The 12,660-nt window shown below is 68.0% G+C and carries 15 protein-coding genes and 1 tRNA gene; 5 read left to right on the forward strand and 11 right to left on the reverse strand.

Translation table 11 applies throughout. From position 1 onward, the window contains the following. Positions 1-8: 8 nt before the first annotated feature. The 10 genes from ACU6RU_RS06780 to ACU6RU_RS06825 form a co-directional block, all read right to left on the reverse strand. The gene (locus ACU6RU_RS06780; RefSeq protein ID WP_446726177.1) at positions 9-1,181 is read right to left on the reverse strand and encodes a SpoIIE family protein phosphatase; all 1,173 of its coding nucleotides are present in this window, start codon (positions 1,179-1,181) and stop codon (positions 9-11) included. A gap of 96 nt (positions 1,182-1,277) precedes the next feature. Further along, entirely contained in the window at positions 1,278-1,694 is a 417-nt protein-coding gene (locus ACU6RU_RS06785; protein WP_446726178.1) for a pilus assembly protein TadG-related protein, read from the reverse strand. Positions 1,695-1,696: 2 nt separating this feature from the next. Further along, positions 1,697-2,152 carry a TadE family protein gene (locus tag ACU6RU_RS06790; protein ID WP_446726179.1) on the reverse strand — a complete coding sequence of 152 codons (456 nt, stop codon included), beginning with the start codon at positions 2,150-2,152 and terminating at the stop codon, positions 1,697-1,699. Next, positions 2,127-2,465 carry a TadE family protein gene (locus ACU6RU_RS06795; RefSeq protein WP_120264318.1) on the reverse strand — a complete coding sequence of 113 codons (339 nt, stop codon included), beginning with the start codon at positions 2,463-2,465 and terminating at the stop codon, positions 2,127-2,129. The genes ACU6RU_RS06790 and ACU6RU_RS06795 overlap by 26 nt, the downstream gene beginning before the upstream one ends. A 49-nt stretch (positions 2,466-2,514) precedes the next feature. Next, positions 2,515-2,703 (reverse strand): hypothetical protein, encoded by a 189-nt coding sequence (locus ACU6RU_RS06800; protein ID WP_120262783.1) that lies wholly within the window; start codon positions 2,701-2,703, stop codon positions 2,515-2,517. 30 nt (positions 2,704-2,733) lie between these two features. Then, positions 2,734-3,570 (reverse strand): type II secretion system F family protein, encoded by an 837-nt coding sequence (locus tag ACU6RU_RS06805; RefSeq protein ID WP_289331338.1) that lies wholly within the window; start codon positions 3,568-3,570, stop codon positions 2,734-2,736. A 77-nt stretch (positions 3,571-3,647) separates the two neighbouring features. Beyond that, entirely contained in the window at positions 3,648-4,511 is an 864-nt protein-coding gene (locus ACU6RU_RS06810) for a type II secretion system F family protein (RefSeq protein ID WP_289331337.1), read from the reverse strand. After that, a complete protein-coding gene (locus ACU6RU_RS06815; protein WP_446726180.1) occupies positions 4,508-5,683 on the reverse strand; it encodes a CpaF family protein in 1,176 nt (391 codons plus the stop codon). The genes ACU6RU_RS06810 and ACU6RU_RS06815 overlap by 4 nt, the downstream gene beginning before the upstream one ends. Before the next feature lie 422 nt (positions 5,684-6,105). Continuing rightward, positions 6,106-6,312 carry a hypothetical protein gene (locus tag ACU6RU_RS06820; RefSeq protein ID WP_147374349.1) on the reverse strand — a complete coding sequence of 69 codons (207 nt, stop codon included), beginning with the start codon at positions 6,310-6,312 and terminating at the stop codon, positions 6,106-6,108. A gap of 192 nt (positions 6,313-6,504) precedes the next feature. After that, complete coding sequence (locus ACU6RU_RS06825) at positions 6,505-7,446, reverse strand: LysR family transcriptional regulator (protein WP_446726181.1); 942 nt, start codon at positions 7,444-7,446, stop codon at positions 6,505-6,507. Between the two features lie 118 nt (positions 7,447-7,564). Here ACU6RU_RS06825 and ACU6RU_RS06830 point away from each other — a divergent pair, with 118 nt between their 5' ends. The 5 genes from ACU6RU_RS06830 (at position 7,565) to ACU6RU_RS06850 (ending at position 11,635) form a co-directional block, all read left to right on the forward strand. Further along, complete coding sequence (locus ACU6RU_RS06830) at positions 7,565-8,599, forward strand: putative oxygenase MesX (RefSeq protein WP_446726182.1); 1,035 nt, start codon at positions 7,565-7,567, stop codon at positions 8,597-8,599. A 15-nt stretch (positions 8,600-8,614) separates the two neighbouring features. After that, positions 8,615-9,667 (forward strand): methionine synthase, encoded by a 1,053-nt coding sequence (locus ACU6RU_RS06835; protein WP_446726183.1) that lies wholly within the window; start codon positions 8,615-8,617, stop codon positions 9,665-9,667. A gap of 76 nt (positions 9,668-9,743) precedes the next feature. Further along, complete coding sequence (locus tag ACU6RU_RS06840; RefSeq protein ID WP_446726184.1) at positions 9,744-10,577, forward strand: formate/nitrite transporter family protein; 834 nt, start codon at positions 9,744-9,746, stop codon at positions 10,575-10,577. Between the two features lie 106 nt (positions 10,578-10,683). Next, positions 10,684-10,765 (forward strand) — tRNA-Leu (locus ACU6RU_RS06845). Between the two features lie 51 nt (positions 10,766-10,816). Further along, positions 10,817-11,635, forward strand: coding sequence for a DedA family protein (locus ACU6RU_RS06850; RefSeq protein WP_446726185.1), 819 nt, complete (start codon positions 10,817-10,819; stop codon positions 11,633-11,635). Here ACU6RU_RS06850 and ku read toward each other — a convergent pair whose 3' ends face one another. Next, positions 11,636-12,613 carry a non-homologous end joining protein Ku gene (gene ku, locus ACU6RU_RS06855; RefSeq protein WP_446726186.1) on the reverse strand — a complete coding sequence of 326 codons (978 nt, stop codon included), beginning with the start codon at positions 12,611-12,613 and terminating at the stop codon, positions 11,636-11,638. Positions 12,614-12,660 lie beyond the last annotated feature (47 nt).

The raw sequence follows: 12,660 nt of genomic DNA on the forward strand, positions 1-12,660 counted from the left end.
GACGCAGGTCAGCGCACGGAGATGACGACTGCGGTCACATCGTCGTCGACGGTGTGTTCGGAGACGCGGATCGAGAGCTCGTCGAAGAACGCGTCGGGCTCTGCCGCACGGCGCAGGTCTTCGCCGATCAGGCGCAGGCTGTCGAGCGTGGAGTCGTAGGCGTCGAGGGCGCCATCCGAGACGGAGATGATGAGGTCGCCGTGGCCGACCACGGTCTCGCCTGCCTCCCAATCGGCATCGGACGGGCGGAGGCCGAGCGGCAGGTTGCGTGAGCTCAGACGTTCGCTCGTGCCGTCGGCGCGGAGCAGCAGGGTGAGTCCGTGACCGGCGTCGACGTAGGCCACGCGGCCGCTCCGGGTGTCGATCACCGCGTGGAACAGGGTCGCGAAGGTGTCACGGTAGCGCTTGTCGTGGCGGGCGTAGTCCTCGACCGACAGCATCGCCTCGACGGGGTCGAGGTGAGCACGCTGTTGGAGCGCGCCGATCAGTTCCTCAGCGAAACCGCCTGCCTCCTCGCCCTTGCCCATCACGTCGGCGAGGGTGACGATGATGCGGTCGCCGAGCTGCTGCCAGCTGCTGCGGTCGCCGCTCACCTGCCCGTGCGGGATCGCCAGGGCGGCCAGGCGGACCTCCCCCGCCGCGAGACGGTCATCGCGTACGGCGGGGACCGTGGCGCCCTCGGGCAGCGGCACGGCGCCGGCGCCGTCGGGGTCGTCCATGCGCATCTCAGCCTGAGCCCAGAGACCGAAGCGCTCGAAGGCGTCGCGGTCGGTGTCGCTGAGCTCGCGGGGCGAGGTGTCGAGCAGGCAGAGCGTGCCGACGGTCTCCCCCGCGTCCGTGTGGATCGGAAAGCCCGCGTAGAAGCGGATGCCGTGCTCGGCGACGATCGCACGGTCGGCGAACCGCGGGTCGGCGCGCCCGTCGCGCACCTCGAGCACGGCGGGCTGCTTGACGGCCTCGCCGCAGAACGAGTCCTCGATCGGGGTGTGCGTGAAATCGGACTCCGCCGGCTGCGACTTCGTGAACACCGTCTCGGAGTTCACGACGTTGACGACGGCATAGTCGACGTCGAACATCTCGCGCGCGAGCCGCGTGATGCGGTCGAAGCGCTCCTCCGGGGCGGTGTCCATCAGGCCGAGTCGCGTCACCGCGTCGTCGTCGACATCGAGTTGCTGGGTCATGAGCGGGCTCCCCCTCCACGCATAGCCGGTGCTCCGACCATAGTCAGCGCGCATTCCTCCGGAAAGGAGGTTGTGCGATTGCTGCGCGTCGGGGACTCAACGCAGCACGGTCCGGCTCGTCGCGGTCGCCTCGACCCGCACACCGTCGGGCACGAACACCGATGAGACGGGAGGGTGCCACACCGTCGCTACGGTGACTCGCGCGGACACCCCATCGGGCGTTCCGGCGTCGACCAGCATCACGTCACCGGATGCCGCGATGACCTCGGCGGCCAGGTCATGGACGTCGGCCGGGTCGAGTCGCGCGCGCGGCGAGCCGCTTTCGACGACGAAGGTGAACCCGTCGGATGCCGCCAGCGCTGCGGCCTCCGCGACCGTGTCCGCGCGTTTGTGCGCGAGGTAGAGGCTCATCGCGTCGACGCTGACGAGCACCAGCGCGATGGCGAGGAGGGCGTAGCCGAGCGTGAGCGGCAGCACGCTCCCCTCGTTCCCCAGGCGGGACCGTCTCTTCACGATCAGCCCCACACCCGCGGCATCCGTTGCACAGCGGTCGCCTCGATCGGAACCCGGGCGAGCCGGTCGAGGCCGAGCACGGGAGGCGCGAGCGGCAGAACCGCGTCGGTGTTCACCGTGACGCGGATGATCTCACCGGCTCCGGGGCATGGACCGCTGCCCGAACACTCGACGGCGAGCGCGAGGTCGTCGGCCGTCATTCCGTACTCGGCGGCGATCGCCTGCGTGATCGCGTCGACACGCGTATCGGCCTGAGCGACATCCGCGGCTGTCGCGATCGCACGGGCGACGTGTCGCGCAGCCGCCTGGGCGGCGAACGTGTGCGACTGCACGATTCCGAGTGAGACGATCAGGTAGACGACGGGGACGAGCAGGATGAGTCCGGCGGTCAGGAACTCGAGCGACGCGGAGCCGTCGTCGTTTCGGTGTCGTTCACTCTCCGTCGTCGGCCGGTGCATGGGCGGTCACCTCCCATGCGGCCGGTATGCCCGCCAACCCGATGAGCGGCAGGGTGATCCGCATCGTCACCTGCACCATGGTCGCCTCGCCCACCGTGGTGCGGCGTGTCTGCACGTCTTGCACGAACGCCGGCCCGAGCGTCCTGTCGACGATGTCTCGGGCGCGCGCTGCTCCCTCCTCGTCGGTCACATCGGCGAGCGCGGCGTCGTAGGCGCCCTCGACGGCCGCGTCGTGTGCGACCCCGCGGACGTAGACGGCGAGGGCGAGCTGGATGACCCCCAGAATGAGCAGAGTCAGGAGCGCTCCGACCATCACGAACTCCGCCGGACTCGAACCTCGCTCGTCGAGAGTCAGCGCCACGTCACAGTCCAGACACCCGTGCGATGGCCTGCTCGAAGAGGTTCGACAGCGCGGGACCGGCGAGCGCCCAGATGACCACGACGAGCCCCGCCGTCATCAAGGTCACGAGCACCCAGCCGGGAACATCACCCTGCTCGTCATCCCGGAGGTCTCGTACCGTGCCGCGGACCATCGTGATCAGTCCCCTCATTGTGTTTCCTTTCTTCGTCTTCGACTTCGCTCACAGGCCCAGGCGCAGCATCACGATGCCGGGGAACACTGCGAACAGGACCGAGAGAGGCAGCACGAGGAAGACCAGCGGAAGGAGCATCAGGATCTCTTTGCGCCCGGCCTGTTCGATCAGGACGCGCTTCGCGTCTTCCCGCGCATCAGCGGCCTGCGTTTGCAGCACCTGCGCCAAGGGAGCACCGCGTTCGACGGCGCCGACGAGCTGGTCGACCGCGCGGTCGACGCTCGCCACCTCGAGTGAGCGCGCCATCTCGCGCAGGGCGTCGGTCAGGGTCGACCCGGTTCCGGCCGCGAGGACCGCAGCACGCAAGTGTGCGGTCAGTTCACCGGCACCCACCTCGCTGACGCGACGCAACGCATCGTGGAGGCCCTCTCCCGCAGAGAGGCAGAGCGCGAGGAACTCCAGCACCGTCGGCACCTCTTCACGCACCTGCCGCATCCGGTTCTCGGCGGCCTGTACCAGCACCACGTGGAGAACGAGAATTCCCGCGGCAGCGAGCACGAACGGCAGCAGCAGCGTCGCCCCGTTCGCCTCTCCGCGCATCGCCACTGCGACCGTCAGCGTGGTGCCCGCCGTGAGTCCCCCGATCCCCGCGAACAGCTGGCGGACACGGAAGCCCTCGGGTGTCAGGGCCCAGCCCGCCCGCACGAGTCGTCGGCGGAGTGCTTCCGATCCGCCGAGCTTCGCCGCTATGTGGATGCTGAGCTCTCGCCAGCCCCCGAGCCAGGACGGTCCCGGATGGAGCGGGGTCAGGCCGATCGGATCGGCGATATCGCGCAAGTAGGGGGCGATCCTGCGTTCGAGGGGCGGCGCGATCCACCGCGGCATCCCGGAGATCGTGAGAAGGAGGCCCGAAGCAAGTGCAGTACCCAGCAAGACGGCAACGGCGAGATCCGACATACCGGTCAGCGCACCCACCGCCGCGGTTCGGGAAGCCTGCCGATCCGCAGCATGACCCGGTACGCGACGAACGACACCGCCGCGCCCACGATGATGAGGACGGTTCCTTCTCCCGAGGCATACGCGCGAGCGCCTTCGGGGCGAAGCGACAGAAGCGTGAGCACCACCCAGGGAGCGATCAATCCGAGCACTGCTGCACCTCTGATCCACGACTGGCGTGCCTCCACCTCAGCGCGGAGAGCCGCATCGGCACGAACGGACGTCGAGAGCGCCCTGAGCACCGGGACCAGCTCAGTCCCTCCCACCTGCCGGGCCATCCGAAGCGTCTCCACGATGCGGTCGGCCACGGGATCTGCGAGCACCGTCTGCAGACGCGCGGCACTGGTGTCGAAGTGTCCGGAGGCGGCGAGGTCTCGCTCGAACCCCCTGAACGCGGGGCGAAGGGCCGGCGGCCCGGTCTCCGCGATCGACGAGACCGCGTCGCCGAGCGGCATCCCGGCTCGAACGGATGCGACGAGCAGGTCGCACACGTCGGGCCATAGCCCGCGGCGCGCCCGCCGCAGTCTGCGGGAGCGGGAGCGCAGCCAGGCCGTCGGCAGCAGGACGCCCGCACCGGCGGCGAGGAGGGCGACGGCGGGGAGCGACGTCACCAGCCACGCAGCCGCGGCGGCAAGCGCTGCCGTCCCGACCGAGATGGCGCCGAACCCGCTCACCGGGGCCTGCGCGAATCCAGCAGAGCCGAGGAGGTCGCGACCGAAGCGCCGAGCGCGACCGGATGTCGCCGGTGTCGTCGCCGTGCGAGGCGACAGCCAGGGCAGGACGATGAGCACTAGCCCTGCACCGAGCGTTGCGCCCCACAGCAGGATCACGCCGGGCTCCGATAGATCGACCGCGTCGCGACGACCCCGTCGATGACGGCGCCGGTGGGAGACACGATCTCGGCGACGCGTCGACGTCCCGAAGCCAGGAGCTCGCAGTGCACCACGAGGTCGACGGATGCCGCGAGAGCGTCGCGCACGAACTCGATGTCGATGTTCCGTCCGGCCAGGAGCGGGAGCGCTGAGAGCTTCCGAAGCGCGTCGGCGGCGGAGTTCGCGTGCACGGTCGCGGCGGCGGGGACGCCGGTGTTGAGAGCGAGGAGCAAGTCGAGAGCTTCGGCATCGCGCACCTCGCCGACGACGAGGCGGTCGGGTCGCATGCGGAGGGCTTCCTTCACGAGGCGTCGCAGCGTCACCTCTCCTCCGCCTTCGAGGCTCGGCTGGCGGGCCTGCAGGGCGACCACATCGGGCAGATCAACGGCGAGCTCGAAGGTCTCCTCGACCGTGACGACCCGCGGCGCGGGTGGGCTCGCCGCGATCAGTGCGCTGAGCATGGTCGTCTTCCCCGCGTGGGTCGCACCGGAGACGATGATGTTCCGTCCGTGTGCGATCGCCGTGCGTAGGATGTCCGCCGCCTCGACCGTCACCGACCCGATGTCCACCAGGTCGTCGAGCGTGCGGAACGTGCGGAGGAACTTGCGGACGTTCACAGCCCAGTGCCGCGTGATGTCGGGGATGACCACGTGGAGCCGCGAACCGTCCGGGAGCGACGCGTCAGCGAAGGGCTGGCTCAGATCGACGCGCCGACCGCTCGCGTGCAGCATCCGTTCGACCAGGTCGCGCACCTGACCCTCGGACAGGGTCAGCGCGACTCTCTCGCTCCGGCCGCCGCGAGCGACGAAGATCCGGTCGGGAGCGTTGATCCACAGCTCCTCCACGCTCGGGTCGTCCAGAAGCGCCTGCAACGGGCCGTACCCGGCGACGGATGCAAGAACGCGCCGCACCGCTGAGTGCTCATCGTCGACAGCCTCCAACCCCCGCGCCAGGGCGAAGTCGTTGTGCCGCTGGACTTCTGCGATCGCGACGCGCTCGACCTCTTCCGGTCGCTGCGCGGGATCGATCCCCTCCGACCGGAGCCGATCGCGCAGACTGCACGCGATACGCGTCTCTGGGGGCAGGTCAGGGGGCTCGAAGCCGGGTGCGGATGACGGGGTACTGCTCACCCCTGCATCGTTGCCGCTATCCGACGAGGCGGTGGCGACTTTCCACAGTGCCAGATCGGTTGGTCTCTTCAACCCGAACGTCGGCCTGAAACGCGGCGGCTGGCTGTCGCATTCGCGCGGACGACGTGTCGTGTTGCCGAATCGAGGCACGCGACCTCTCGACGAGATGCGGCCGCAACACGACGAGCTGACTGCAGAGGCGCTAAACGACCTGGCGCATGCCATGCCGTAGATGACATTGCGGCGACTGATTCGCACGTAGGCGCGGACGGCAGGACGGTGTTCGTGGGGTGGCGTGGCGTTGTGGGTGACGTCGAGCTTGGCGCTGACAGGTGATACTTCAGCGAGCGACATCGGTACGAGAGAGACCCCCGCAGGTAATCACCCACGGGGGTCTTCCATTCTCCTACTGTGTGCGGCACTTACGTCGGAGATGTCTGCTTCCAGTTTGGGCGGACTTTCCATGCGACGAAGGCGCTTGCTGCGAAGATCGCTCCGAGCGCGGCAGGGATCCAACTCTGCACGGTGGCGTCATCGCCGAGCGCCGCTGGTAGCAACCAGATCAGGCTCGCTCCCGCCCCCACTGCGATGATGAAGAAGAGGAGAAACTGGCCTCTCGAACGCTTCATGACTCAACCTCCGGTGAAGCAGCCCATGACGGCTCAGATAGACGCGCCGTCAACGGCCGCGATGCCGCCGATGCGTGCTGCACAGATGCAGCAGTGGGGGCGTAACGGGCACCCCGCATCGTGGCGGCTACCCCGTGAAGCGGTGGCGACCTTCCACAGGGCCGGTCGGCTCACCATCTCGCCATCCCAGCCTCATCCGAGCAGCTCGATCCCGAAACCTCCGACGACAGCCCGCACCTCATCGAGATAGCGCTGCGCCTGCTCGGTGAGTGGCACGGCCGTGCGGCCGATCCAGCCGATCTCGATGCGCTCGTCGACGTCGAGGGGCACGGCGACGATCTCTGGGTCGAGGTCGTCACTGATGATGCCCGTCGAGATCGTGTAGCCCTCGAGGCCGATCATGAGGTTGAAAATCGTCGCGCGATCCGACACCCGGATCTCCTGCTTGCTCGACAGCGTCGAGAGGATCTCTTCGGCGAAGTAGAACGAGTTGTTCGCGCCCTGGTCGAAGGTCAGGCGCGGCAGGTCGACGAGGTCGTCGAGCGTTGCGCGGGCACGCATGGCGAGCGGGTTCCGGCGCGAGACGAAGATGTGCGGCTGGGCGACGAACAGCGGGTGGAACGCGAGCCCCGAATCCCGCAGCAGCTTGTCGATGACGTTCCGGTTGAAGTCGTTGCGGAACAGGATGCCGAGCTCGCTGCGGAGCGTCCGGACGTCTTCGATGATGTCCCACGTCCGGGTCTCGCGAAGCGAGAACTCGTACTCGGGCGACCCGGTACTCCGGACCATCCGGACGAACGCGTCGACGGCGAACGAGTAGTGCTGCGTCGAGACACCGAGCAGCCGCCGCGACGGTGGCCGTCCGAGGTAGCGCTGTTCGAGCAGCTCGGCCTGCTCGACGACCTGGCGGGCGTACCCGAGAAACTCCACGCCGTCGGTCGTGAGAGTCACCCCGCGAGCCGAGCGGACGAGCAGATCGCGGCCCACCCGCGTCTCGAGGTCTTTCATCGCCGCCGACATCGTGGGCTGCGCGACATAGAGCAGATCGGAGGCCGCGGAGATCGAGCCCTCGGCGGCCACCTCGATGAAGTACTGCAACTGCTGCAGGGTGATCCCGCTTCGACGCCCGGCCATAGCGAAAGACTATGGCACCGGATAGCGAGAGCGAATTACCCGATGACTGTCGCCACCCCTCACGATGGAGCGATCACCTTCCGCATGGCTCTCCGGAGCTCCGCTTGATTGGCTGCTCATGGCGAACGAGTTCACGTTCCGCATCTCCACGACGCGCTTCGACGAGGACTACTCCCCCTCCGACTCATCGCGCATCACGACGAACTTCGCCAACCTCGCCCGGGGCGAGCGCCGCCGCGAGAACCTCCGCGGGGCACTCGCGATGATCGACGCCCGCCTCAACGACCTCACCCGCACCGACAACCCCGCGGGCGATCGGTACACCGCCGAGCTCGACATCGTGTCAGCGAACCTGCGGTTCGCAGATGACGGCGAGGATGCTGCCGCCGCCACCGGCGAGGACCGCGAGTTCCCGTTGCTCGAGGTGCTCGACATCCACATCGTCGACCGGCGGACCGGCGAGCGCCACCACGGCATCGTCGGCAACAACTTCTCGTCGTACCTGCGCGACTACGACTTCAGCATCCTGTTGCCGTCGGCCCAGCAGACGCCCGGCACGTTCGTCGTGCCGGACGACTTCGGCGACCTCCACGGGAAGCTCTTCCAGCACTTCCTCGAGTCCGACGCCTACCGCGAGCGTTTTCCCCAGGCACCCGTCGTGTGCATCAGCGTGTCGACGAGCCGTACGTACCGGCGCAACGGCAACCGGCATCCGGTCCTCGGCGTCGAGTACGAGCAGGACTCGTTCTCGCTGACCGACGAGTACTTCGCCAAGATGGGGCTCCAGGTGCGCTACTTCATGCCGCGCGGCAGTGTCGCCCCGCTGGCGTTCTATCACCGCGGCGAGCTGCTGGCCGACTACACCGATCTGCAACTGGCCGGCACGATCGGCACCATGGAGACGTTCCAGAAGATCTACCGGCCCGAGATCTACAACGCGACCGAGCTCGCGGGCGAGGTCTACCGGCCCAGCCTCGAGCGGGACGACTTCGTGCGGACCGACATCACCTACGACCGGGTCGAGCGCAGCCAACTGGCCACGACGCAGGGCAAGTACGCCGAGGAGCACTTCGTCACCCCCCACCGGCAGGTGCTCAGCCGCTGGGCCGCCCGCTACACCGCACCCGCTGCCCCGCTCGCGCCGACCCGCTGAACCGAAGGACGATCCGTGTCGCACACCCTCCTGCCCACCTCCACCGTCGGCAGCCTTCCGAAGCCGTCATGGCTGGCCAAGCCCGAAGTGCTGTGGTCGCCGTGGGAACTGACCGGCAACACGCTGACGGAAGGCAGGCGCGACGCCCTGCGCGTCGCGGCGCACGAGCAGGAACGCCGCGGGCTCGACATCATCAGCGACGGCGAACAGACGCGTCAGCACTTCGTCACCACGTTCATCGAGCACCTCAACGGTGTCGACTTCGAGCGACGCGAGACGGTGCGCATCCGCGACCGCTACGACGCGAGCGTCCCCACCGTCGTCGGCACCGTCAGCCGCCGCCAGCCGGTGTTCGTCGACGACGCGGTCTTCCTCCGCCAGCAGACCGACCGGCCCATCAAGTGGGCGCTCCCGGGCCCGATGACCATGATCGACACGCTGGCCGATCATCACTACCGCAGCCGCGAAAAGCTCGCGTGGGAGTTCGCCACGATCCTCAATCAGGAGGCCCGCGAGCTCGAGGCCGCCGGCGTCGACATCATCCAGTTCGATGAGCCGGCGTTCAACGTGTTCTTCGACGAGATGAAGGACTGGGGCATCGCCGCGCTCGAGCGAGCAGCCGAGGGCCTGCGCGCCGAGACGGTGGTGCACATCTGCTACGGCTACGGCATCACGGCGAACAACGAGTGGAAGGCGACACTGGGGCCCGAGTGGCGGCAGTACGAGGAGTCGTTCCCGCTCCTTCAGCGATCGAGCATCGACGTCATCTCGCTCGAGAGCCACCACTCGCACGTGCCCGTCGAGCTGATCGAGCTCATCCGCGGCAAGAAGGTGATGCTCGGGGCCATCGACGTCGCGAGCCATGAGATCGAGACCCCGGATGAGGTGGCCGACACTCTCCGCCGCGCGCTCGAGTTCGTCGACGCCGACAAGCTGATCCCCAGCACCAACTGCGGCATGGCGCCGCTTCCCCGTGCCGTCGCGTACGACAAGATCAGCGCACTGGTGGCGGGGGCAGCCATTGTTCGGGCCGAGGTCTCCGAGCCGAGCGCGCTCGCCGTGCGCTGACGGGTTATCCCCGGCCCGCCGCATCCCCGTCGCCCGCTCGTCGAGCGCACACTGGCGGCGGAAGGACGGTGATCCCGTGCTCACGATCCCCCAGGCCCTCGCCGCGCAGGCTGACAACGGCCGGCACAAGGTCGATGGGTTGCGCTCCCCCGCACGCTTCACAATCTCGGGGATGCTCGCGGGCGCGTACATCGGCGTCGGCGTCGTACTGATGGTCACCGCGGCCGGACCGCTTCTCGCGGCCGGCTCGGGCTGGGGCAAGCTCGTGTCGGGCCTCGTGTTCGGCGTCGCGCTGACGATCGTCGTGGTTGCGGGCGGCGAGCTCGTCACCTCGTCGATGATGACGGTTCCCCAAGCCGCGCTCATGCGAGCCGTGCCCCCTGGTCGGGCCGCCGCGGCGATCGTATGGACGTTCGGCGCCAACCTCGTCGGGTCAGTCGTGTTCGGGGCGCTGATCGTCGCATCCGGCGTTCTTCACAGCAACGCAGCGGCGGGCGCTATGGTCTCCGACATGCTCGCGGCGAAGGCCCACGAATCGCCCCTCGAACTGTTCGTCCGCGGCATCCTGTGCAACGTCCTCGTCTGCGTCGCGATCTGGATGACGGTACGGCTCCGCAGCGAGAGCGCCCGCATCCTGGTCGTGTTCGCAGCGATCCTCGCGTTCATCACCTCGGGCTTCGAGCACGTCGTAGCGAACATGACGACGTTCACGATCGGTCTGCTGTCCAGTGACCCGTCGGCCTCGGTCGGCGGCTTCGCGCTCAATCTCCTGCTCGTCGGCGCCGGGAACCTCGTCGGCGGTGGTCTCGTCGTCGGGGCGGGGTACTGGTTCATCGGCGGCTCACCGCGACTCGCTGACGCGTCAGCGAACGTCCCGAACTCTGGACTCAGGAGCTCCATCGCGCGATAGGTGGGCCCGAGCGGCCATGCGCGCCGCGACCGCCCCATCGTCTCGGCGAATTCGGGGGTTATCCGGACGGATTCGCTTATCGCTGACGCCTAGACTGAACCCGTCCGCGGGAGTGGTGGAATTGGCAGACACGCAGGATTTAGGTTCCTGTGCCTCACGGCGTGTGGGTTCAAGTCCCACCTTCCGCACGGATCGGGCGTTCGCCCGCCCTCGCGTCATCCTCTCCCGACGGGAAACTCGTGCATCAGATCGCCCTCATCCCTTGGCTCGACCCCGCCACCATCATCAGCGCGGCTGGTCCCTGGGCTCTGCTCGTGGTGTGCTTCATCATCTTCGCCGAGACGGGACTGCTCGTCGGCTTCCTGCTCCCCGGCGACACGCTGCTGATCATGGCCGGCCTGCTGTCGAACCCGGTCACGCACGCACCCCACGGAGTCTTCGGGATCAACGTCTGGATCGTCGGTCTCCTGATCGGGCTGTCGGCCTTCCTCGGCGGTGAGGTCGGTTACGTCATCGGCCGCAAGGGCGGTCCCGCCGTCTTCGAGCGCAAGGAATCGGGCCTGTTCAGTCGCCGCAACGTCGAGCGCACGAACGCGTTCTTCGAGCGATACGGCGGCGTCACCGTCATCCTCGCCCGATTCGTGCCCATCGTCCGCACGTTCGCGCCCGTCGCCGCCGGTGTCGGCAAGATGCCGTGGCATCGGTACTCGCTCTACAACCTCATCGGGGCCGTCATCTGGGGCTTCGGCCTGACCGTGATCGGCTACCTCGTGAGCCTCATCCCCGGTGTCGGCGAGTTCGTCGCGAAGTACATCGACGTCATCCTGCTCGCCGCGGTCGTCGGCACCGTCGTCTTCATCGTGTGGCACTACTTCGCCGAGAAGCGCAAAGCGAAGAAGGAGATGGCCGCCGGGCCCGATCAGTACACCGATGCCGCCGAGGCACGCGAGCTCGTGCTCGACCCGGAGGTCTTTCACGAGCACGGTCACACCCACCCGCACCGTCCCGAGGGTGCGCGGGCGGACGTCGACCGAGACCACGAGCCGCCGCGGAGCTGATCAGGAGGCTTTCGCGCTCTTCTTCGTGGGAGTCTTCTTGTCGGCCGTCTTCTTCTCGGCCCCCCGCTTCGCGGGCGCCTTCTCGTCCACGTCCTTCTTCGCTGCGCCCTTCGTGGTGGTCTTCTTCGCGTTCGTCTGGGTGCTCGCGCGCCCCGCGTCGCCACCGTCCGACGTCTTCGAGCCCCCGCCACGCGCCGCACGGCTGCGCTCGACGCTCGCCCGCAGCGCCTCCATCAGATCGATGACCTCGCCGCCCTCCTTCTCGGCCTTCTCACCGAAGGTCTCCGACGTGTCGAGGGCGTCGCCCTTCTCGAGCTTCGCGTCGATGAGGGTCCGCAGCTCCTCCTGATACTCGTCCGTGAATGCCTCGGGATCGAAGTCGCTCGAAAAGCTCTCCACGAGGGACGCCGACATCTCGAGCTCCTTCGCCGAGATGCGCACCGACTCATCGAGCGCGGGGAACGCCGCCTCCCGGACTTCGTCGGCCCACAGGAGGGTCTGCAGCACGAGGACCTCACCTCGCACGCGAAGCGCGGCGAGCCGCGTCTTCTGCCGCAACGAGAACCGTACGATCGCGGTCCGATCGGTCTGTTCGAGGGTCTTCCGCAGGAGCACGTACGACTTCGGCGACGACGAATCCGGCTCGAGGTAGTACGCCTTGTCGAGGGTGAGCAGATCGATCTGCTCACTCGGCACGAACTCCACCACATCGATCTCGCGGCTGCGCTCGGAGGGCAACGAGGCCAGGTCGTCCTTCGTGAGCACGACCGTCTGCTCGCCGTCGTCGTAGGCACGATCGATGTCGGCGTAGGGAACGACCTCGCCGTCGATCTCGCAGATGCGCTGGTATCGGATGCGTCCGCCGTCGGCGTTGTGAACCTGATGCAGCGGAACGTCGTGATCCTCGGTGGCCGAGTAGACCTTCACCGGCACATTGACGAGCCCGAAGGTGAGGGCGCCTTTCCAGATCGATCTCATGGAGGAAGTACACACCGCAACCCCTCGCCGACGCCAGCGGCTGGCGC

Source organism: Microbacterium sp. F1-18 (genome assembly GCF_052921305.1).

What these genes read in the sequence shown, in the direction of transcription:
- ACU6RU_RS06805 (WP_289331338.1), bottom strand. Translation starts at nt 3,570, where the DNA reads ATGCCGCGGTGGATCGCGCCGCCCCTCGAACGCAGGATCGCCCCCTAC.
- ACU6RU_RS06830 (WP_446726182.1), top strand. Translation starts at nt 7,565, where the DNA reads ATGGCGAACGAGTTCACGTTCCGCATCTCCACGACGCGCTTCGACGAG.
- ACU6RU_RS06795 (WP_120264318.1), bottom strand. Translation starts at nt 2,465, where the DNA reads ATGGTCGGAGCGCTCCTGACTCTGCTCATTCTGGGGGTCATCCAGCTC.
- ACU6RU_RS06820 (WP_147374349.1), bottom strand. Translation starts at nt 6,312, where the DNA reads ATGAAGCGTTCGAGAGGCCAGTTTCTCCTCTTCTTCATCATCGCAGTG.
- ACU6RU_RS06825 (WP_446726181.1), bottom strand. Translation starts at nt 7,446, where the DNA reads ATGGCCGGGCGTCGAAGCGGGATCACCCTGCAGCAGTTGCAGTACTTC.
- ACU6RU_RS06800 (WP_120262783.1), bottom strand. Translation starts at nt 2,703, where the DNA reads ATGAGGGGACTGATCACGATGGTCCGCGGCACGGTACGAGACCTCCGG.
- ACU6RU_RS06780 (WP_446726177.1), bottom strand. Translation starts at nt 1,181, where the DNA reads ATGACCCAGCAACTCGATGTCGACGACGACGCGGTGACGCGACTCGGC.
- ACU6RU_RS06790 (WP_446726179.1), bottom strand. Translation starts at nt 2,152, where the DNA reads ATGCACCGGCCGACGACGGAGAGTGAACGACACCGAAACGACGACGGC.
- ku (WP_446726186.1), bottom strand. Translation starts at nt 12,613, where the DNA reads ATGAGATCGATCTGGAAAGGCGCCCTCACCTTCGGGCTCGTCAATGTG.